Source organism: Actinoplanes sp. NBRC 103695 (genome assembly GCF_030269485.1).
Classification (GTDB): domain Bacteria; phylum Actinomycetota; class Actinomycetes; order Mycobacteriales; family Micromonosporaceae; genus Actinoplanes.
This window is the reverse complement of sequence record NZ_BSTL01000008.1, coordinates 233,028-253,480: the sequence shown is the minus strand read 5'-3', so window position 1 is coordinate 253,480 and position 20,453 is coordinate 233,028. Positions and strand designations below refer to the sequence as shown.

Below are 20,453 nucleotides of genomic sequence, written 5' to 3'. Positions count from 1 at the left end.
CCCTTGAGCCGGTGAGATGGCTCGACCGCGCCTAGTTCGACTTCTCCACCGGGACGGCGACGCCGTCGGTGCCCGGGGTGCCGGCGGGCGGCTTGGGCTTGGCGTCGATGCCGGCCTCGAGGCGCTGCTGGGCGGTGATCGGGGTCGGGGCCGTGGTCAGCGGGTCGAAGCCGCCGCGCGTCTTCGGGAAGGCGATGACCTCGCGGATCGAGTCGTTGCCGGAGAGCAGCATGCAGGTGCGGTCCCAGCCGATGGCGATGCCGGCGTGCGGCGGCGGGCCGTACTTGAACGCCTCCAGCAGGAAGCCGAACTTGTCCTGCGCCTCGTCCGGGGAGATGCCGAGCAGGTCGAAGACCCGGCTCTGCACGTCACCACGGTGGATACGGACGCTGCCGCCGCCGATCTCGTTGCCGTTGCAGACGATGTCGTAGGCGTACGCCAGAGCCTCGTCCGGCGCCTCCTCGAACCGGTCCATCCACTCCGCGTTGGGCGACGTGAACGGGTGGTGCACCGCGGTCCAGCCGCCGTCATCTCGCCCGTCAGAAGAGACACGTTCGAACATCGGCGCGTCGACCACCCAGCAGAACGCCCACGCCGACTCGTCGATCAGCCCGGCGCGCTTGGCGATCTCGATGCGGGCCGCACCCAGCAGCTCCTGCGCCTCACGCCGCTCGGTCGCGGCGGCGAAGAAGATCGCGTCGCCCGGCTTCGCGCCCACGGCGTCACCCAGGCCGCCCAGGTGCTGCGGCGACAGGTTCTTCGCGACCGGCCCGCGCGCCTCACCCGTCTCGGCGTCCAGCACGACATAGGCCAGGCCACGCGCGCCACGCGCCTTGGCCCAGTCCTGCCAGCCGTCCAGCTCCTTGCGGGTCTGCGAAGCCCCGCCCGGCATGACCACCGCGCCGACGTAACCACCCGCGTCGATCGCCCCGGCGAACACCCGGAACGACGTACCCGAGAAGTAGGTTGTCAGATCGGTGAGCTCCAGGGCGTACCGAAGATCGGGCTTGTCCGAACCGAAGCGCGACATGGCGTCGTGCCAGGTGATCCGCGGGATCGGGGTCTGCACCTGGTAGCCGGCGAGCTCGCCCCACAGCTTGACGACGATCTCCTCACCGAGGGCGATCACGTCGTCCTGGGTGACGAACGACATCTCGATGTCCAGCTGGGTGAACTCGGGCTGCCGGTCGGCCCGGAAGTCCTCGTCGCGGTAGCAGCGGGCGATCTGGTAGTAACGCTCCAGGCCGGCGACCATGAGCAGCTGCTTGAACAGCTGCGGCGACTGCGGCAGGGCGTACCAGGTGCCCGGCTGGAGACGCACCGGCACCAGGAAGTCCCGCGCGCCCTCGGGCGTCGACCGGGTCAGCGTCGGCGTCTCGATCTCGTGGAAGTCACGCGCGTGCAGCACCTCGCGGGCGAGCTGGTTGGCCCGCGAGCGCAGCTTCAGCGCGTTCGCCGGCCCGCTGCGCCGCAGGTCCAGGTAGCGGTACTTGAGACGCAGATCGTCCGACGCGGTCACCGTGTCATCGACCGGCAACGGCAGCGGCGCGGCCTCGGACAGCACGGTCAGCGTGTCGACCGGAACCTCGACCGCCCCGGTCGGCAGCTCCGGGTTCTCGTTGCCGTCCGGCCGCACGGTCACCTGCCCGGTCACCGAGATGCAGAACTCGTTCCGCAGGGCGTGCGCGTCCTCCTCCCGGAAGACCACCTGCACCACACCGGAGGAGTCCCGCAGATCCACGAAGACGACCCCGCCGTGGTCACGCCGGCGGGCCACCCAGCCGGCCAGCGTCACCGTCGTGCCGGCGTCGCTCGCACGCAGAGAACCGGCGTCATGGGTACGGATCACGGAAACGTCTCCTCACAGGGTCGATGGCGCACCCGACATTCTGTCAGCCGCGCGTCCCGGGCCCGGCCGTGGGTCCATTTCCAGAGCCAGTTCAAGATCGAGATGTCGTGCCCGGGCGGATGGTGCGGGCCGCAGCTCGAGCGGTTGCCAGGCGGCCGGGGGTACCCGGTCGCGGTGGTAGCCGCCGGGGGTACCCGGTCGCGGTGGTGGCCGCCGGCGCATCTCCCGGGTGGGGACGGGCTGCCGCAACCGTCCTGGCCGGCCACTCGCGCGGACCCCGGCCACTCGCGCGGACGCCGGCCACCCGCGCGGACGCCGGCCACCCGCGCGGACGCCGGCCACCCGCGCGGACGCCGGCCACCCGCGCGGACGCCGGCCACCCGCGCGGACGCCGGCCACCCGCGCGGACGCCGGCCACTCGCGCGGACGGTGGTAGGCCCGGGCGCTATCCGGGCCACGGATGCCGCGCCTGCCTACCACTCCCGCGGACGGTGGTAGCTCGGCGCGGCATTTCGGCGCCGGATACCGCCCTGCCCCACCACTGCGTGCCTGGTCCTGCCACTCGCGCCCGGTCCTACCGCTCGCGCCCGGTCCTACCACCGGACGGCGCCCGGCCACGACCGCGAGCGGCGACGGTGACAGCGGCAGCGGCAGCGGGGCGGCAGCGGGGCGGCAGCAACAGCGAGCGGCGGCAGCGACAGCGAGGGGGCACCCGGGGCGCCTGGCAGACCCGCCGCAACCCGGCACCGGGCGCAAGCAGCGACAGCGACAGCGACAGCGAGGCATCCCGGCGTCTGGCGCACCCGGGCGGAACCCCGCGCCAGGCGACAGCGGCGAACATGACCGAAAGCCGGCACGTCGCGGGCACCGCCACGCCTCCCCCGCCCCAGCTGGGTGGGTCGTCAACGTAGCCGGGGAATGTGACGGACCTGTGGCTATCCACAGGGGCCGGCCGGTCGAGTTCGTGGCCGTCCACAGGGCGGCTGGTCAGGTCGGGAAGGCGACGGCCCTGGTCACTGCGGCCGGGGTGGCCGGGGTCAGGGCGTTGAGGGCCGTGACCAGGCGACGTTCCTCCCAGGCGAAGTGGGACTCCAGGATGGCGGCGAGGCCGTCCAGCTCGGCGCGGGTGCCCGGGGCGTCGGGAGCGCCGGCGAGTGACGCGGCGCGCCGGAGGATGGCGGCGATGGCCTCGTGGTCGTGTTGGAGGCCGGCCAGCACGTCGCGGAGTTCGGGGTGTCGGGCCGCCAGGGCCGGGAAGACGGTGGCGTCCTCGCCGGTGTGGTGGGTGGTGACCGCGGCGCAGAAGGCGGCGCAGTGGGTGGCCAGGTCGGCGGGAGGCAGCGTGCCCTCGCGCAGGCGGTCGAGGGCCTCGAGGAGGCTCGCGTGGGTTTCGATCAGCTGGAGGCCCAGGGCGGTGACCCGGGCGTGCGCGTCGTCGGCGCCGGTCGAGGGGAATGTCATCGCCGGTCCAGCTGACCAAAGCACGCCGAGCCCGGTCAAGCCAGGACCGCACAAGCACACCGAACCCGGTCAAGCCAGGACCGCACAAGCACGCCGAGCCCGGTCAAGCCAGGACTGCATAAGCCTGGTCACGCCAGGACGGCATGAGCACGACGAACCCGGTCGAGCCGAAACGGCATGAGCACGACGAATCCGGTCAAGCTGGGACGGTGTGAGATGGTGTCCGGATGCAGACGGGGGATTGGGAGCAGCGGGTGGCCGCGCTCTGGGCGACGATCGACGAGCACGACGAGGTGGAGTTCCTGACGCTCGTCGAGAAGCTGGTCGAGGAGCTTCCGCCGGACGCGCCCGAGGGCTACTTCGAGCGGGCCTGCGCGCTGGACTCGACCGGCCACTCGGACCTGGCCGTGCCGCTCTACCGGCAGGCGCTCGAGGGCGGGGTGACCGGCGAACGCCGCCGCCGCTCGGTCATCCAGATGGCCAGCTCGCTGCGCAACCTGGACCGCTCGCAGGAGAGCGTCGCCCTGCTCACCGAAGAGCTCGAGCAGCCGTCGGACCATCTCGACGACGCAGCGACCGCGGTCCTGGCGCTGGCCCTGACCGACGTGGGCCGGGAACGCGAGGCTGTCTCCCTGGCCGTCGGCGCTCTCGCCGCGCATCTCCCCCGCTACCAGCGCTCGATGGCGAACTACGCGCGCCTGCTGGTCGAGCCCGATCCGGCCGCCAACCCGGAGGCCAACGTCCACGACTAAGCCCGACCACACGACTGAGCCCGACCACACGACTGAGCCCGATCAGGGGTCGGCGGTCATCGCGGAGAGTTCGGCATCACGGTCCTGTTTGGTGCGGGGACGGCCGAGCGCGTCGGGGCGGGCGTCCCAGGGACGCGGACCGGTGAGCGGGCGGAAGTTGACGCCCAGCGCGGCCAGCCGGGCGACGTGGGTGGTGAGGCGCGCCGGGAAGTCCGGACCGCGGTGCCAGACCACCTCGGCGAAGGCGGCCAGGCGCGGGTACGCCATGTAGTCCACGCGGCGGGCCGATTCCATGTGCTCGGTCCACAGGTTGGCCTGGGCGCCGATCACCCGGGACGTCTCCTCCTCCGACAGGCCGGGCGGCACCGGGTCGAAGGCGTGCACCTCCTCGATCGGCAGCAGGGTGCCGACGGGTGTGGGCTCGCCGGGGTGGTCGGACTGGCGGTAGTCCAGGTAGACCGAAGTGTCGGGACAGGCGACCACGTCGTGGCCCGACCTGGCCGCGCGGGCGGTCTGTGCGGGGCCGCGCCACGCCGCCACCAGGGCGCCGGCCGGTGCGCCGCCGTCGAGGATCTCGTCCCAGCCGTACGCGCGACGGCCCAGCGTGCGCAGGTGGTCGGCGGCCCGGGCGATCCACCAGGCGTGGACGGCGCGCTCGTCGGCGAGGTCGTGGACGCGGCGGAACTCCTGGACCGCGCGGGACTCGGCCCACTCGCCGGGCGGGCACTCGTCGCCGCCGATGCCGATGACCTCGGACGGGAAGAGCTCGCAGACCTGGGTCAGCACGTCGCGGACGAAACGCACGGCGGTGTCCGAGACGTTCAGCAGGTGGGGTGAGATGCCCCAGGCGGTACGCACCGACGGGGTCGCGCCGTTTCCCAGCTCGGGGTACGCCGCGATCGCCGCCTGCATGTGCCCGGGCAGGTCGATCTCGGGCACGACCGTGACGTGGCGGGCGGCGGCGTGGGCCACGATCTCGCGCAGGTCGTCGGCCAGGTAGAAGCCGCCGTGCGGGCGTTCGTCGTAGCGCCCGTGCGACGACGAGCCGAGCATGCTGCGCGGCCGCGACGCCCCGACCTCGGTCAGCCGTGGCCACCCGGGCACCTCGAGGCGCCAGCCCTGGTCGTCGGTGAGGTGCAGGTGCAGCACGTTGAGCTTGTGGAACGCCATCAGGTCGATGAACCGCAGCACGTCGGCCACCGGCATGAAGTGCCGCGCCACGTCGAGCATCACCCCGCGCCAGGCGAACCTCGGCGCGTCCTCGATCTCGACGTGCGGGACGACCGGCGCCGCGGGGGATGGCAGCGCACGCCGAAGGAACGCCGGGGGCAACAGCTGCCGGAGGGTCTGCAGTCCGTAGAAGACGCCGGTCGCCGAGCCACCGGTCACCGACACCTCGGCATCGGAGACGACCAGGCGGTAGCCCTCGGGTGGGCGGGAAGCGTCGACGCTCAGAAGGATGCCGGGCCCGGAGGAGGGGAGGGCGACGCCGACCGGCTGGAGCACGCCGCGCAACCAGGTAGCGACGCCGGCCAGCTCGGGTGGGAAGGAGAGGGGCAGAGAGGCCAGGTCGCGGGAGAGATCAGGATCAGGGAAGGAGGCGGTGACGGGTGCGGGAATCAACGCGGCGACGGGTGAGAGTGTCATCAGAGGTACGTGTCCAGGACGTCGACCAGGCGGCGTTCGTCGTCGACCAGCGGGATGTGCCGCCATTTGTCGAACGCCGTGCACGGGTGGGACAGGCCGAAGCGGATCAGGTCGCCCGGTCGCACCGGCACACCCGGGTCGACGCGCAGGTAGCAGTGGTGGTCGTTGAGTTTCGTGACGGTCAGGCCGGTGGCCGGCTCGAGCACCACCGGCAGTCCCTCGTCGAACGGCGCGTCCCGCTTGCCCATGCCGGCCAGGGCCAGGCCGGGCTCGGGCGTCGAGATGATCTGCGCCCACATCTCCATCGCGGCGTGCAGCGGCCCCTCGGCGGGCACCCGGTTGAACGGTGTCTTCTCCCGGTAGAAGCCGTCGTCGTGGGTGACCGACGCGCCGCTGCGCAGGATCAGCTGCCCCAGGTCCTGGCCGGCGAGCCGCGCGGTGACCCGGTCGAACCAGGCGCTCCCGCCCGCGGACACGATCGGCCGCGGCGGCAGCAGGCCGGCCGAACCCAGGCGGCGCACACCCGCCGCGAGCTGGTCCAGGAAGGCGTCGACCGAGGGCTCGTCGGACAGCTGTCCCTCGTACCCGGTCACGCCCGACAGCTCGACCCCCTCGGCGCCGGACACCGCGCGCGCCACCGCCTCCATCTCACCCAGGTCGCGCACGCCCGTGCGACCGCCCGCGTGCCCCAGCTCGACCAGCACCCGCAGCCTGCCGTGCCCGCGGGCGGCGGCAGCGGCGGCCTCGGCCCCGGCGACCGAATCGACCTGGAACCAGACCTCCCACCCCGCCGCGACCTCGGCGGCGAGCCAGCGGAGTGCGGCGGGATCGAGCACCTCGTTGGCGATCAGGACTCTGGGTACGCCGAGCCGGCGCAGCACGAGCGCCTGGTTGGGCGTCGCCACCGTCAGGCCCCACGCCCCCGCCCGCATCTGCATCTCGAGCAGCTGTGGCGCCATCGTCGTCTTGGCGTGCGGCGCGAAATCCATGCCGTGCCTGGCCGAGTACTCCGCCATGGTCGCGATGTTGGCCCGCACCGCGGACTCCCGGATCGTGAGCAGCGGCCAGGTGAAGCCGCCGTCGAAGATGCTCGCCCCGCGGACCGGCCCGCCGCCGGACGGCGCCCAGAAGCCCTTGGCACGCCAGTCGATGGGCTCGTCGGGGATGTCGAGCATCCTGCCTCCTTGACCGAAGATCGCTGATTCGATGGAGTCAGAGCAACCTAGCAAGCTGGACCGACAATTTCCGGAGAGCCGATGCGCGAGCCGTACGACCTGCTGCTCACCGGTGGCGAAGTGCTCGACCCGGGCGGCGGTCAGCATGGCCGGCTGGACGTGGCGGTCCGCGGCGGCCTGATTGCCGACGTCGGCCCGGCGCTGCCCCGGCACGCGCACGACACGCTCGACGTGACCGGTGACCTGGTGCTGCCGGGGCTGGTCGACCTGCACACGCACATCTATCCGGGCGCCGGCTACTGGGGTATCGACCCGGATCCGACCGCCTGGCACACCGGCGTCACGACCTGGGTGGACGCGGGCTCGGCGGGCGCATACACGGTGGCGGGGCTGCGCGATTTCGCGGCGAGCCGGCGGGTCCGCGTGCACGCGTTGCTCAACATCGCCGGTCAGGGGCTGTCCGCGCGTACCGGAGAAGGGGTTGATCTGACGAACTGTGACGTGGAGCAGGCGGTGCGGGCCATCCGGGAGCACCGTGACCTGGTGCGCGGCGTGAAGGTGCGCATCGACCAGGACACTGTCGGTGACAACGGCGTGGAACCGTTGCGGCGGGCGCTGACCGCGGCGCAGGAGTGCGGCGTGCCGGTGATGGTCCACATCGGAACGACGCCGCCCGCCCTGGCCGAGGTGCTGGAACTGTTGCGTCCGGGCGACATCCTGACGCACTGTGCCAGCGGGATCGCCCAGCCGACCGGCCCGGAGGCTCGCGCGGCCCACGAGCGCGGCGTGCTCTTCGACGTGGGGCACGGCTCGGGCGCGTTCGCGTTCGACGTGGCCGAGGCGCAGCTTGCCGACGGGATGCCGCCGCACACGATCTCCACGGACCTGCACGCCCGCTCGGTGTACGGGCCGGTCTTCGACCTGCCGACCACCATGGCCAAGCTGATCGCCGCCGGCCTGCCGCTCGACGAGGTGGTGGCGAGCGTCACGATCCGGCCCGCGCGGGCACTGGGATTGCAGGCCGGAACACTCGCGCCGGGGTCGCCCGCGGATGTGGCGGTGTTCACCCTTGACGACCGGCCGCAGGAGCTCACCGACGCACACCGGCAGACGCGCACGGTTCCCTTCCGGCTGGTCAACCGGCATACGTACGTCGGCGGCCGTCGTCTGAACCCAGCGCTGCCCGCTCCCCCGCCGCCCTGGGTGCCGCTCACCGCGGAGCAGACGACGGCTCTGCGGGAGCGCGAGAATGCAGTCCGCGATCTTCTCGCCACGCCGCTCGTCGGCGTGAACGGGCTGGCCGAGCAGTTCCCACGTCCGCTCCCTCGTCCTCGTTAAGGAGTCCTGATGCCGAAGCGTTCCGTGCACACCGACAAGGCCGCGCCCGCCGGTGGGCCGTACTCGCAGGCGATCGTCGCCGGCGACACCGTCTACCTGGCCGGTTCGGTGCCCGCGCTGCCCGACGGCACCCGCGTGACCGGATCGTTCGAGGAGCAGGCGCACGCCGCCTTCCGCAACCTGGCCGCCGTCGCCGAGGCCGCCGGTGGCAGCCTCGACCAGGCCGTGCGGGTCGGCGTCTACCTGCGCGACTTCGACAACTTCGGTGCCATGAACGAGGTCTACAAGCAGTACTTCGGCGGCGAGCACCCGCCGGTGCGCACGACCATCCCGGTGGACCTGCGCGGCATGGAGATCGAGGTGGACGCGGTCCTTTACCTGGGCTGACGGCGTTTTACGGCGCTTCCCAGCGGTGACGGAGTGCGAAGATCGCGTAACACGTCGGCAACACCGGGCTGCGAACATCGCGAAGCGAGATCGAGGGAGGGCCGTTGTACCTCAGCCAGCACGAGCAGGAACGCCTGCTCATCCACGTCGCGGCCGACGTCGCGCAACGGCGGCGGGAGCGCGGGCTCCGGCTCAACTACCCGGAAGCCACCGCGATCATCACGGCGTTCCTGCTGGAGGGCGCACGGGACGGCCGGACGGTGGCCGACCTGATGGACGCCGGCCGGCGGGTGCTGACCCGGGACGACGTGCTCGACGGCGTGCCCGAGATGCTGCCCGAGGTGCAGGTGGAGGCCACCTTTCCGGACGGCACCAAGCTGGTCACCGTGCACGGGCCGATCACATGATCCCGGGCGAGGTGATCCACGGTGACGGCGACGTGGAGATCAACATCGGCAGGGCCGTGCTGTCGCTGACCGTACGCAACACCGGCGACCGCCCCGTGCAGGTCGGTTCGCACTACCACTTCGCGGAGGCCAACGCGGCCCTCGACTTCGACCGGGACGCCGCCTGGGGTCACCGCCTCGCGGTCCCGGCCGGCACCTCGGTCCGCTTCGAGCCGGGCATGCCCCGCGACGTCGACCTGGTGCCGCTGGCCGGCAACCGGATCGTGCCCGGCCTGCGCGGTCTGGCCGGTGGGCCGCTGTGACCTACCTGAATCGCGAGCGGTACACGGCGCTCTACGGACCGACCACCGGCGACCGGATCCGGCTCGCCGACACGAACCTGCTGATCGAGATCGAGGAGGACCGCAGCGGCGGTCCCGCGGGCGGCGACGAGGTCGTCTTCGGCGGCGGCAAGGTGATCCGCGAGTCGATGGGCCAGTCCCGCGCCACCCGCGCCGAGGGCCCCCCCGACACGATCATCACCGGCGCGGTCGTGCTCGACCACTGGGGCGTCATCAAGGCCGACGTCGGCATCCGCGACGGGCGGATCGTCGCCCTCGGCAAGGCCGGCAACCCCGACACCATGGACGGCGTGCACCCCGGCCTGGTGATCGGCGGCGGCACCGAGGTGATCGCGGGCAACGGCAAGATCCTCACCGCCGGCGCCATCGACAGCCACGTGCACCTGATCAGCCCGACCATCCTGGACACCGCGCTGGCCAGCGGCATCACCACGATCATCGGCGGCGGCACCGGCCCGGCCGAGGGCACCAAGGCCACCACGGTCACACCCAACGCCTGGCACCTCGCCCGGATGCTCGAGGCGATCGACGCCTGGCCGATCAACGTGCTGCTGCTCGGCAAGGGCAACACGATGTCCTCCGAATCGATGTGGGAGCAGCTGCGCGGCGGGGCGGGCGGCTTCAAGTTGCACGAGGACTGGGGCACCACGCCGGCGGTCATCGACGCCGCGCTGCGGGTGGCCGACGAGTCGGGCGTGCAGGTGGCCATCCACACCGACACGCTGAACGAGGCCGGGTTCGTCGAGGAGACGCTGCGGGCCATCGCCGGGCGGTCGATCCACGCGTACCACACCGAGGGCGCTGGGGGCGGGCACGCGCCGGACATCATCACCGTCGCCTCGCACCCCAACGTGCTGCCGTCGTCGACCAACCCGACCCGGCCGTACACCCGCAACACCCTCAGCGAGCACCTCGACATGCTGATGGTCTGCCACCACCTGAACGCGGCCGTGCCCGAGGACCTGGCGTTCGCCGAGAGCCGGATCCGGCCGTCCACGATGGCCGCCGAGGACCTGCTGCACGACCTCGGCGCGATCTCCATGATCGGGTCCGACTCGCAGGCCATGGGCCGGGTCGGCGAGGTGATCCTGCGCACCTGGCAGACCGCCCACGTGATGAAGGCCCGGCGCGGCTCGCTGCCCGGCGACACCCACGCCGACAACCTGCGCGCCCGCCGCTACGTCGCCAAGTACACGATCTGCCCCGCCGTCGCGCACGGCATGGCCGAGCTGGTCGGCTCGGTCGAGCCCGGCAAGCTGGCCGACCTGGTGCTCTGGGATCCCGCCTTCTTCGGCGTGCGCCCGGCACTGGTCATCAAGGGCGGCATGATCGCGTACGCCCAGATGGGCGACGCCAACGCCTCCATCCCGACGCCGCAGCCGATGCTGCCCCGGCCGATGTTCGGGGCGTACGGCTCGGTGCCCGCCCAGACGTCGGTGGCGTTCGTGGCGCAGGCCGCGATCGACGCCATGGTCGGCGACCGGGTCGGCTGCAAGCGCCCGTTCGCGCCGGTCTCCGACACCCGCGCGATCGGCAAGGCGGACATGCCCCTGAACGACGCCCTCCCCCGCATCGAGGTCGAGCCGGACACGTTCACCGTCCGCATCGACGGCGAGGTCGTCGAGCCCGATCCGGTCACCGAGCTGCCGATGGCGCAGCGCTACTTCCTCTTCTGATGTCGCTGGCCACGCTGCTCGTGCTCGCCGACGGCCGGCTGCCCGCCGGTGGGCATGCGCACTCCGGCGGCTTCGAGGCCGCCGTGTCGGCCGGGCGGGTCCGCGACCTCGCCGGGCTGGACGGCTTCCTGCGCGGCCGCCTGCACACGTCCGGCGTGGTGGCCGCGGCCTTCACCGCGGCCGCCTGCGCGGCCGGCCTCGAGGCGGGTTCGCCGCAGCCCCCCGATCCGCGCGCCCTCCTTCACCCGACCGACCTCCACGCGGGCTCCCCGCAACCCACCGCCCCTCGCCCCATCGACCCTCGTCCCACCGCCCCTCGCCCCGCCGACCCGTGGGATGTCTTCCGCCGGCGGATCGCCGAGCTCGACGACGGGATGGACGCGCGGACGCCCTCGCCGGCTCTGCGGCGGGCATCCCGCGCTCAGGGCCGGGCGTTGCTGCGCGCCGGGCGGGCGATGTGGCCGGTGCCGGCGGCCGGGCGCGAGCCGCATCACCCGGTCGCGCTGGGCGTGGTCGCCGCCGCGGCGGGACTGGACCCGCTGGCCGCCGCCACGGCCGCGGCGCACGGCACGGTGACCGGGCCGGCCAGCGCGGCCGTGCGGTTGCTGGGCCTGGACCCGTACACGGTGCAGGGTTTGATCGCCGCTCTGGCTCCTGAATGCGATCGGATCGCGGCCGCCTCCGCCGGCACCGCGAACGACCCCGTCGACGAGTTGCCCGCGGACGGCGCCCCGCTGCTCGACATCGGCGCCGAGCACCACGCGAGCTGGGAAGTGCGGCTCTTCGCCTCATGAGAAGCGTCATAAGGCATGAGGAAGCGTCATAAGGAAGGTGTGTCTGATGACCGATCACCCGCATGAGCACGGCACCGACGAGGTGCCGCACACCCACCCCGACCCGGGCGTCGACCCGCACACCCCGCTGTCCGGCGGCCCGCGGGCGCTGCGCATCGGCATCGGCGGCCCGGTCGGCTCCGGCAAGACCGCCCTGGTCGCGGCGCTGTGCCGGTCCCTGGGTGACGAGCTTCGCCTGGCCGTGGTGACCAACGACATCTACACCACCGAGGACGCCGACTTCCTGCTCCGCAACGGCGTCCTGCCGGCCGAGCGGATCCGCGCGGTGGAGACCGGCTGCTGCCCGCACACCGCGATCCGTGACGACATCTCCGCCAACCTCGACGCGGTCGAGGACCTGGAGGACGCCCTCGGCCCGCTCGACCTGGTGCTGGTGGAGAGCGGCGGCGACAATCTGACCGCGACGTTCAGCAAGGGCCTGATCGATCGCCAGATCTTCGTGGTCGACGTGGCCGGCGGCGACAAGGTCCCGCGCAAGGGCGGCCCCGGCGTGACCGCCGCCGACCTCCTGGTGATCAACAAGACCGACCTGGCCCCGCTGGTCGGCGCCGACCTGACCGTGATGGACCGCGACGCCCGCGCGCGGCGCGGCGACCTGCCCACCGCGTTCCTGTCGCTGGTCGAGGACCGCGCGGCCACCCCGGTGGCCGACTGGATCCGCGCGCTGGTCAAGGACCGCGCCGCGACCCCGGCCTGAGCCGCCCCGATGCCGGCGGAAACCCGCGACGCGGCGACCGTGGTCGCGCCGCGCGACACGCGACGCGCCAGGCGGGTCTGATGCGCGCCGCGGCGCGGATCGTGGCGGAGGCGGACCGTTCGGGCGTTACCCGGCTGGCCGTGCTGCGGGGCGAGTCGCCGCTCCTGCTGCGCCGCACCGGCCCGCGCGACACCACCAGCGCGACCGTGCACCTGGTCGGCGGCGCGGCCGGCCCGTTGCGCGGCGACGACCTGCTGCTGGAGATCGAGGTCGGCCCCGGCGCCCACCTGGAGATCCGTAGCGTGGCCGCGACCCTGCTGCTGCCGGGCCGCCCGGCGCCACCGTCGCTGCTGACTGTCCGGGCCACGGTCGCCGGATCGCTGCGCTGGCTGCCCGAGCCGGCCATCGCCGCGGCCGGCTGCGACCACCACGCGAGCACCGCGGTGGAGGTGGCCGACGGCGGTTCGTTGCTCTGGCGCGACGACCTGGTCTGCGGCCGCCATGACGAGCCGTCCGGCTCGGTGCGGTCCGACGTGACCATCCGGTACGCCGGCCGCACCCTCTACCGCCACCGGCTGACGGTCGGCCCGGACGCCCCGGGCTGGTCCGGCGCCGCCGTCCTGGGCAACGCCCGGGCAACCGGCTCGGCCGTCCTGGCAGGTCCGGGCCTGCCCGTCCCGCACCTGCCGGCCGAGGGCGCGGCCGTGATGGCGTTGGCGGGTCCGGGCGTGCTGGCCACGGCGACCGGCGCCGACATCCGCGAGGTCCAGGCTGCGCTCGACCCCTTCTGCGCGGCGATGCCGGCACCGGTCTGATCCGTCAGGCCGCGACGGCGATCGGCACCCCGTGCTCGTCGGTCAGTGCCAGCCGCGTCCGCAGGTTGCCCTGGGTGGCCACCCGCTCGAAGTACTCCGTGCGCCGCCGCTGCAGGCATCCCTTGCGTGTCCGCGGACCGCCGGCCGCCACGGTCAGCAGCTCGGGCGCGAGGGAGTTGTTCAGCCCTTCGCGGAGCAGCCGCAGCGCCTCGGTGCGGAGCTGGGAGATGCGCGACTCGGTGACGCCGAGCCGGGCCGCCACGTCGCTGAGGGGCTGCTCCTGCAGGAACGATTCGGTCACCACCAGCCGCAGCCGCTCGGGCAGGGCCTGGATGGCCTGGTGGAGGTATCCGAGGCGTTCCCGCTTGATCAGCAGGTCCTCGGGGCCTTCGGACTGCTCGGGCACCATCTCCTCGGCCGCCCCGGTGGGGAAGCCTTGCAGGCTGAGCAGCGCCGCCTTCTGCACGTCGTCCTCGACGGCCGCGAGTTCGGCGATGCCGATGCCCAGCATCTCGGCCACCTCGGCCTCGGTCGGGGTCCGGCCGAGGGCCGCGGTCAGCTCGGATCGGGCCGCCGTGGTGCGCCTAGCCCGGGCGCGTACGGACCGGCTGGCCCAGTCCTGCCCGCGCAGCTCGTCGAGCAACGCCCCGCGGATGCGCACCGCGGCGAACCGGTGAAACGGGATGCCGCGGCTCACGTCGAACGAGCGGGCGGCCCCGAGCAGGGCGGCGAATCCGGCGGACGAAAGGTCGTCGCCGTGGACATGGCCGGGTACGCGGTTGAGCAGTTCCCGGACCAGATGGCCGACCATCGGCATGTGTTCGCGGACGAGGTCCTCGATGTCGCGCGCGGACGGCGCGTCGTGTGTGGTGCCGACGGCGGCGGGGAGTTCGGTCGTAACGATCACGGTGGTCCTCCTCGCAGGGGTACGCACCGGCCGGAGCCGGGCGTCATGCGAACCGGCTCAGAGCCGGCTGACGAGGAGAACATTTGCCGTCCCTAGGTGCAGGGGCGGCCGAACTCGGTTGCTTTTATGGTGTTTTTTGCGAAAAGTCCTCAGGAAGCACGCGGGGCGCTCAGCGGCCGTCGCTGAGCGACGAGTTCCCGCCGGACCCAGCACATGCGGCGCACCGCCACCTCCGGGTGGTCGCCGTACTCCTCGGCCACGACGGCGGCACAGCCGTCGCTCCCGTGGCGCAGGATCATGGCGGTGACGGCATCCTCGAGCGATTCACGGCTCGGGCTGTCGGAGGGCTGCAGGTAGGAGACGAACAGCGCCTCCGCTTGCAGGTCCTCAACGGTGCTGATCATGCGAGCTCCCCGTGTGACGACGTTTGCTCTGTGACCTAGCTGACAGCGCCATCATCCACGCGGAGCTGCCGACCGGCCCGCAGGCACGCCAGCGCCCCGGCAGAAACCGGGGAAAGGAAATACGGAGAAACCGTGCCTGCATGTATCAACGTCACCATAACGCGCCGATCGGCCGGCTGATCACCAGCCGGCCGATCATGCGGGACGAAAGATCACTCGCCCTGGTTACTGCCCGCGTTCTCGCCGAGTCCCTGCTCGTCGCCCTCGTCGTCGTCCGGGAGGGTGGGCGGCGCGGACTTGGTCGGCTCCTCGGTGATGGTCGTGGTCGGGCTGCTCGCCCCACCACTCGGGGTGTTCGGGTTCGGGCCGGGGCAAAGATCCGGGTCGGTCTCGCAGGTGGGGTCCGGCTCCTTGGTGGTGACCGCCGAGGAATTGCCGTTGGTGGGCGTCTTCGTGCCGCCGGTCTTGGTGGGCACCGGAACCGGCACGACCACGCCACCGGGCCCGATGGAGATGCCCGGCTGCGGGTTCTGCGAGGCCGGCGGACCCAGCCGGACGTCACCGTTGGAGAGCCGCTGGACCGGCCGCGACGGCTCGCCGGGCTTCGGCGACACGTACGCGTCGCAGGTCTTGCCGCCGAGCTGGAACACCATCGGCGCGGCGTTGCTCTCGCTGTACCGCCCGCTGAAGTTCAGCGTGACCGCCTTCTGCGGGCTGAGCGTGCTGGTGCCCTTGACGGTGACCGCGCGTTCCTGCTGATCCAGGTTGAAGCCGGTCCGGCCGTTGCTGCTGAGGACCTGGTCGCCGGGCATGATGAACCATAGGTTCCAGTTCTTGACCGCCTGGTTGTCCCGGTTGGCGACCGTGACCGACGCCTTGAACCGGTTGTCGGCTTCCGACCAGACCGCGTAGCTCACGACGCACTTGCCCGACGCGGCCAGCACGCTGGGCTGCGGCTGCCCCTCGACGGGGGGAGTGCGACCCCCATCGTTCGCCGCGAGTGACCAGCTGTACGTGACTGCGCCGAGCAGCGCGACCGTGCCCGCCACGATGAGCACGCGGCGGCCGTGTACGCGTCCCGGCCGAGGCCGGGGCGCGCTGGAACCGGCACCGGCCGGCCGGTCCCCCGGTGGCGGATTTCCGCCGCCACCCGGGTCTTGGTCCGGTACGCCGGGCGCTCCGATGGCCGGCCGCAGCGCGGTGGCCGAGTTGTCGGCCGGAAGCAGCGGGGCGGCCGGAGCGGCGGCCACCGGGGTGGAGGGGGGCATCGCCCCGAAGCGGTTGTTGCGGCCCGGCGACTGGACCGGCCCGCGGTTGGGCGGCGCGGCCGTGAAGGCGCCGTCGACGGCGGCCTCCACCTCGGCGACCGGTACCGGCCGGGCCGGCGCGCCGGGTGCGGGAGAGATCGGCGCGTTCTCCTCCGCGGCGGCGGCCATGGCGCCGGCCGCGGCCAGACCGGCAGGCCCGGCGGCGGCGCGCACCGCGGCGACCCCGCGACCGGCCTGGGCCGGTCCGTCGGCGACGCGGGCGTGCCCGGGCCGGACCCGGGCGTCGGTGTACGGGTACGCGCTCGGCAGGATCGTGGTGTCCTCGCCGCTGTCCGCCCACTCGGGGATGTAGTTGCGCTGCACCGGCACGTTCCCGGCCGCCCCGGCCAGGATCTCGGCGAGCTCGGCGCTGGACGGCCGGTCGTCGGGCCGTTTCTGCAGGCAGCGCTCGACCAGGTCGGAGACGATCAGCGGCAGGCCCTCGACGGGCGGCAGCGGGTCGGGCTCGGTGTACTGGTGGGCGCGCAGCAGCGCCGTGGTGGTGCCGACGTCCCAGGGCAGCTGCCCGATCAGGGTGCGGTAGATGAGCAGGCCGACCGCGTAGACGTCGGTGGCCGGGCTGACCTGGCCGCCCTCGAGCCGCTCGGGTGCGAGGTAGGCCGGGGTGCCGAGCAGGCTGCCGTCGGGGTCGATGTCGTTCTCGCCGATGAGCGCGGAGATGCCGAAGTCGACGACCTTGGCCCCGGTCGGGGTGAGCATGACGTTGGCCGGGGTGACGTCGCGGTGCACGATGCCACGGGAGTGCGCCGCGGCGAGCGCCGCGGAGACCTCGGAGGCGATGCGGACGGCCGCGGGCCAGGGCAGGCGCCGGGAGCGGGCCAGCACGGCGGCGAGCGACTCACCGTCGACCAGCTCCATGACCACGTACGGGACGGGCTCGCCGTCGACCGTGGTGGCCTCGCCGTAGTCGTACACGTTGGTGATGTGTGGGTGGCTCAGCCGGGCAGCGGCCTGCGCCTCGGCGCGAAGCCTGCGCCGGAACGACGAGTCCGAGCTCGTCGACGGTGGCAGCACTTTGACCGCCACCTGGCGTCCGAGGACCTCATCGAATCCTCGCCACACCACTGACATCCCGCCGGCGCCGAGTCGCTCGACCAACCGATAACGGTTGGCCAGCAGACTCGAACCGGGCAGGTCCGTCGTGCTCATGTGCCCCCACATGCGCGTTCGAGAAAACGTCGAGATGCACCGCCATGCTTCTCGACGCCGGGGCGCGTCCGGGCCGCCTTGGCCCGTTAGCTTTCCCCATCGACGGCAGGGATGTTAGCCGACGTTCGGCCACTTCCTCGACTGCTCAAATAGCGGGATGACCTGCGCGTCGTCACTCTGTGTGGGGTTCGGCATTGATTTGGTATGAGCACTGCAAGTAGCTGCGTTTTCGCAGCTCAGGGCCGGTTTATCCGGACGTGACACCGAGGGCCTGTCCATTTCGATGAGATTCGTCGCAAGACTGGCTACTCACCCGATCGGAGGGTCCTCTGTGGAATACATATACCAACTGTGGCCATCCGATTACACCCCGAGCATATTTGTCGGTGTCTTAACCAGATATCCGACACTCTCACCGGCAATGATTACGCAGAGTCGCCATCCGATGAGTGGCATTTGCCACCGAACAGAACGGCCACTACCTGCGCAACCTCGACTGATCGGCCGATGAGACCACGTCGATCATTCTTTAATCAACGCGGCGCGGGCAGCGCGGCGACGAGGCGCCGGACCGGGGTCGGACGGCACCGCGCCGAGTTCGGTGAGCAGCGCCAGCATCGGCGCCATCTTCTCGTAGAGCACCAGGATCACGTCGCCCCGCCCGGCCATCTCCAGGGCCGTGGTCACGGCCGCGCGGTAGCCGTCCGCCCGTACCGATCGCAACAGTGGCCGCCGCAGGCGCATCTCCCGCTCGACCAGCGCGACCACCTCCCCCGCCGGGCGTCCTCGCAGGTCGGCGTCCTCGTGCAGGACCGCCCGGGTGACCCCGTCGGCCAGCACCTGCGCGGACGCGGCGGTCAGGTCGTCGCGGCGGTCGCCGGGCAACGTCACCACGGCCAGGCACCGCTCCGGGCCGAAGAGCTTGTGCAGGGTACGCAGCGCGGCCGCCAGCGCCGCCGGGTTGTGCGCCGAGTCCACGAACAGCGAGACGTCGCCGCGGCGCATCAGGGTGCCCCGGCCCGGGTTGTGCGCCGGCGGGTCGAAGCTCGTCAGCCGTTCCAGCACCACGTCCTGCGAGGCGCCCATCGCCCGGGCGGCCGCGATCGCCGCCAGCGCGTTCACCGCCTGACAGGGCGCGGCGCCGCCGTACGCACCGGGCAGCTCGGCCATCCGGATCAGCGGGGTGCGCCGGGCGCCGACCGCCTGCACCAGCCAGCCGTCCTGCAGCACGTACGCCATGCCGCCCTTGGTCAGGTGGGCGGCCACCGTCGGCTGCCGCGCGTCCTCGGCGAACCAGACGATGCGCTTGTGCTCGGCGCGCACCCGCGGTCGCTCCGGCAGGCTGCGCACGTACGGGTCGTCGGCGTTGAGCACCAGCGTGCCGCCGTCCTTGACCCGCTCCGCGACCAGCGCCTTGACGTGGGCGATGTCCTCGATCGACTCGAGCCCGTCCTGGCCGAGGTGGTCGCCGGTGATGTTGGTGATCACCCCGACGTCGCACCAGTCGTAGCCGAGGCCGCGCCGCAGGATGCCGCCGCGCGCGGTCTCCACGACGGCCGCCTGCACACCGGGGTCGCCCAGCACCATCTGCGCCGACCGTGGCCCGGTGGAGTCGCCCTCGTAGACCACGCGGCCCCCGATGCTGACGCCGTCCGTGCAGGTCAGACCAACCGCAAGACCGGACCCTTCGAGGAGGTACGCGGCCAGCCGCGCCACGCTGGTCTTCCCGTTCGTCCCGGTGACCGCCGCCAGCGGGATCCGCCCGTCCGACCCGGCGGGGAACATCGCCGCCACGATCGCGTCCCCGGCGTCGCGCGCCTTGCCCTGCACCGGGGCCAGGTGCATGCGCAGCCCGGGCACCGCGTTCACCTCGATCACCCCGGCGGTGACCAGTGCCGGGTCGCCGGCCGGCGGGATCGGCTCGCCGATGTCCGGCAGGCGCAGGTCGATGCCGGCCACGTCCAGCCCGACCAGCGCGGCCACCCGCAGGCACAGCCGGGTCACGTCCGGGTGGCGCCGGTCGGTGACGTCCCGGCTGGTGCCGCCGGTGGACAGGTTGGCGTTCTCGCGCAGCCACACCTCGCGCCCGGCGGACGGGACGGTGGCGAGCGTGCAGCCCTGCCGCCGCAGCAGTGCGGCGGCGACGTCGTCGACCCGCATCCGGGTGAGCACCCGGCTGTGCCCTTCGCCCCGGCGCGGGTCGGCGTTGGCGAGGTCGATCAGCTCGCCGACGGTGTGCTCGCCGTCGCCGACCACGTGCGCGGCGATCCGTTCGGCGGCGGCGACGATCTCGCCGGAGACCACCAGGACCCGGTAGTCGCGGCCCGGCAGCTGCCGCTCGACGACCACGTCGCCACCGGCCGCGGTGAAGGCCGCCACGACCTGTTCGGGCGTAGTCAGTCCCAGGGCCACATGCTCGCCCTGCCGGCCGCGCCGGGGCTTGACCACGACTGGACCTGTCAGGAACGAGAGCAAGGCGACCGCCTCGTCCGCGGTGGCCGCCGCTCCCCCGGGCACCACCGGGACGCCGGCGTCGGTCAGCAGCTCCCGGGTGACCTGCTTGTCCGAGGCGATGTCGATGCCGACGCCGCCGGTCCGGTCGGTCATCGCCGCCCAGGCCATCCGGCGGCGGTTGCCCCAGCCGAGGCGGAGCAGGCTGAGGTCGGCGTGGCGTTCCACCGGGATGCCGCGCCGGCGGGCGGCCGCCACGATGGCCGAGGTGCTGGGGCCGGGGGCGGTCCGGTCGGCGAGTTCGCGCAGCGCCTCCAGCGAGGGTTCCGCCACCACGCCCCCGATCACGGCCCGGACGAGGTCGACGGCGGCCGCGAGCAACGCCTCGGAGACGGGAGGAGCCTCGTCCGGCGGGCATTCGACGACGACGTCGTACACCCCGGGCGTCCCCGTGGCGACGGTCCGGCCGAAGCTCACGTCCCGGCCGATCCGCTGGGACAGCTCGATGCAGACGTGCTCGGTCACGTGCCCGAAGTAGGTCCCGCCGCGCATCCGGCTCACGAACCCGCCGGGCACGCCCGCCGCGCAGTGGTGGTCGGCGAGCCCGGGCAGGACCCGGAGCAGCCGTTCCGGGAAGCCCTCGACGTCGGTGGTCTCCCGGCCGGTCAGGTCGCCGAGGCCGAGGCGGGCGACGACGGCCGGGCGGGACACGTGGACGTTGGGGCCGCGCAGGTGACGGACACCGATGATCTCCATGCGACCGCCCCCGTGAGCCCCCGACGTATGGCTAGAGGGTAAACGGAACAAATCCGTAA

Annotated in this window: 17 protein-coding genes; 9 read left to right on the top strand and 8 right to left on the bottom strand. The window is 72.7% G+C overall.

The genetic code is table 11. The features are described from left to right. Positions 1–31: 31 nt before the first annotated feature. Both aspS and QSK31_RS16370 read right to left on the bottom strand, forming a co-directional pair. Complete coding sequence (gene aspS / locus QSK31_RS16375; protein ID WP_285684800.1) at positions 32–1,849, bottom strand: aspartate--tRNA ligase; 1,818 nt, start codon at positions 1,847–1,849, stop codon at positions 32–34. Between the two features lie 987 nt (positions 1,850–2,836). Continuing rightward, the gene (locus QSK31_RS16370) at positions 2,837–3,310 is read right to left on the bottom strand and encodes a hemerythrin domain-containing protein (protein ID WP_285684799.1); all 474 of its coding nucleotides are present in this window, start codon (positions 3,308–3,310) and stop codon (positions 2,837–2,839) included. 227 nt (positions 3,311–3,537) lie between these two features. Between QSK31_RS16370 and QSK31_RS16365 the strand changes: the two genes are divergently transcribed. After that, a complete protein-coding gene (locus QSK31_RS16365; RefSeq protein WP_285684798.1) occupies positions 3,538–4,062 on the top strand; it encodes a tetratricopeptide repeat protein in 525 nt (174 codons plus the stop codon). A 42-nt stretch (positions 4,063–4,104) separates the two neighbouring features. Here QSK31_RS16365 and QSK31_RS16360 read toward each other — a convergent pair whose 3' ends face one another. Both QSK31_RS16360 and QSK31_RS16355 read right to left on the bottom strand, forming a co-directional pair. Next, positions 4,105–5,709 (bottom strand): beta-N-acetylhexosaminidase, encoded by a 1,605-nt coding sequence (locus QSK31_RS16360; protein ID WP_285684797.1) that lies wholly within the window; start codon positions 5,707–5,709, stop codon positions 4,105–4,107. After that, positions 5,709–6,884, bottom strand: coding sequence for an alanine racemase (locus QSK31_RS16355; RefSeq protein WP_285684796.1), 1,176 nt, complete (start codon positions 6,882–6,884; stop codon positions 5,709–5,711). Before QSK31_RS16355 ends, QSK31_RS16360 begins: the two co-directional genes overlap by 1 nt. 81 nt (positions 6,885–6,965) lie before the next feature. Here QSK31_RS16355 and QSK31_RS16350 point away from each other — a divergent pair, with 81 nt between their 5' ends. The 8 genes from QSK31_RS16350 to QSK31_RS16315 all read left to right on the top strand — a co-directional run bounded on the left by QSK31_RS16350 (position 6,966) and on the right by QSK31_RS16315 (position 13,399). Continuing rightward, positions 6,966–8,222, top strand: a complete 1,257-nt coding sequence (locus tag QSK31_RS16350; protein ID WP_285684795.1) for an amidohydrolase/deacetylase family metallohydrolase — start codon at positions 6,966–6,968, stop codon at positions 8,220–8,222. 9 nt (positions 8,223–8,231) lie between these two features. Further along, on the top strand, positions 8,232–8,609 hold the full coding sequence (locus tag QSK31_RS16345; RefSeq protein ID WP_285684794.1) for a RidA family protein: 378 nt from the start codon (positions 8,232–8,234) through the stop codon (positions 8,607–8,609). Between the two features lie 104 nt (positions 8,610–8,713). Next, entirely contained in the window at positions 8,714–9,016 is a 303-nt protein-coding gene (locus QSK31_RS16340; RefSeq protein WP_285684793.1) for an urease subunit gamma, read from the top strand. A gap of 11 nt (positions 9,017–9,027) precedes the next feature. After that, positions 9,028–9,318: an urease subunit beta gene (locus QSK31_RS16335; protein WP_285684792.1), complete on the top strand. Its 291-nt coding sequence runs from the start codon at positions 9,028–9,030 to the stop codon at positions 9,316–9,318. Continuing rightward, positions 9,315–11,033: an urease subunit alpha gene (locus QSK31_RS16330; protein ID WP_285684791.1), complete on the top strand. Its 1,719-nt coding sequence runs from the start codon at positions 9,315–9,317 to the stop codon at positions 11,031–11,033. The genes QSK31_RS16335 and QSK31_RS16330 overlap by 4 nt, the downstream gene beginning before the upstream one ends. Next, entirely contained in the window at positions 11,033–11,827 is a 795-nt protein-coding gene (locus tag QSK31_RS16325) for an urease accessory protein UreF (protein ID WP_285684789.1), read from the top strand. Before QSK31_RS16330 ends, QSK31_RS16325 begins: the two co-directional genes overlap by 1 nt. A 46-nt stretch (positions 11,828–11,873) precedes the next feature. Then, positions 11,874–12,584, top strand: coding sequence for an urease accessory protein UreG (gene ureG / locus QSK31_RS16320; protein WP_285684787.1), 711 nt, complete (start codon positions 11,874–11,876; stop codon positions 12,582–12,584). A gap of 80 nt (positions 12,585–12,664) precedes the next feature. Continuing rightward, the gene (locus QSK31_RS16315) at positions 12,665–13,399 is read left to right on the top strand and encodes an urease accessory protein UreD (protein WP_285684786.1); all 735 of its coding nucleotides are present in this window, start codon (positions 12,665–12,667) and stop codon (positions 13,397–13,399) included. 4 nt (positions 13,400–13,403) lie between these two features. Here QSK31_RS16315 and QSK31_RS16310 read toward each other — a convergent pair whose 3' ends face one another. The 4 genes from QSK31_RS16310 to cphA form a co-directional block, all read right to left on the bottom strand. Then, positions 13,404–14,306 (bottom strand): sigma-70 family RNA polymerase sigma factor, encoded by a 903-nt coding sequence (locus tag QSK31_RS16310; protein WP_285684785.1) that lies wholly within the window; start codon positions 14,304–14,306, stop codon positions 13,404–13,406. Between the two features lie 149 nt (positions 14,307–14,455). Next, positions 14,456–14,710, bottom strand: a complete 255-nt coding sequence (locus QSK31_RS16305; protein ID WP_285684784.1) for a hypothetical protein — start codon at positions 14,708–14,710, stop codon at positions 14,456–14,458. A gap of 212 nt (positions 14,711–14,922) precedes the next feature. Continuing rightward, positions 14,923–17,187, bottom strand: coding sequence for a serine/threonine-protein kinase (locus tag QSK31_RS16300; RefSeq protein ID WP_285684783.1), 2,265 nt, complete (start codon positions 17,185–17,187; stop codon positions 14,923–14,925). A 522-nt stretch (positions 17,188–17,709) separates the two neighbouring features. After that, positions 17,710–20,394 (bottom strand): cyanophycin synthetase, encoded by a 2,685-nt coding sequence (gene cphA, locus QSK31_RS16295; RefSeq protein ID WP_285684782.1) that lies wholly within the window; start codon positions 20,392–20,394, stop codon positions 17,710–17,712. Positions 20,395–20,453 lie beyond the last annotated feature (59 nt).